The organism is Herbaspirillum rhizosphaerae (assembly GCF_001189965.1).
GTDB lineage: Bacteria > Pseudomonadota > Gammaproteobacteria > Burkholderiales > Burkholderiaceae_D > Herbaspirillum > Herbaspirillum rhizosphaerae.
The window spans coordinates 1-505 of the sequence record NZ_LFLU01000044.1; the positions used below are offsets into that span (position 1 = coordinate 1).

General features: G+C 53.5%; 1 protein-coding gene. It reads right to left on the reverse strand.

Annotated elements, in window-relative coordinates; translation table 11 throughout:
* The coding region (locus tag AKL25_RS23580; protein WP_276203024.1) for a calcium-binding protein at window positions 1-475 on the reverse strand (475 nt) is incomplete at its 3' end.
* Window positions 476-505 lie beyond the last annotated feature (30 nt).

Sequence of the window (505 nt, forward strand, 5' to 3'; positions counted from 1 at the left end):
AGAGCGTGTCGTCACCTGACTGACCGTAGATGATGTCGTTACCATCTCCTCCGTTAATGGTGTCGTTGGTGGCGTAGCCCTTCAGTGTGTCATTGCCCACTGTGGCAGTGATCATCTTAGCTTTTATGGTGGCGACATCCCACACTGTGCCGTCGTCGAACTTGAGATTTTCCACTACATTGTTCGATGCGCCGTCGGCGTTAAAATAAGACTGCACGCGTAAGGAGTCGTTGCGGCCATTGAGGCTGATGATCAGATCATCGTATTGACGAGTAATCGTCACGCCGGAGGTGGTGATGCCGACTCCCAGCAGAATGGTGTCGGCATTGGTGCCGACTGCGTCACTGTCGTAGTTGTAGATGGTGTCTTGGCCTGAACCTTTACCAAATAGGTACACGTCGGCACCATTACCGCCATTGAGGTAGTCGTTGCCGGTGCCACCATCCAGAATGTCGTTGCCCGCATCGCCGTTCAAGCGGTCATCTCCATCCTGGCCTTGAAGGAT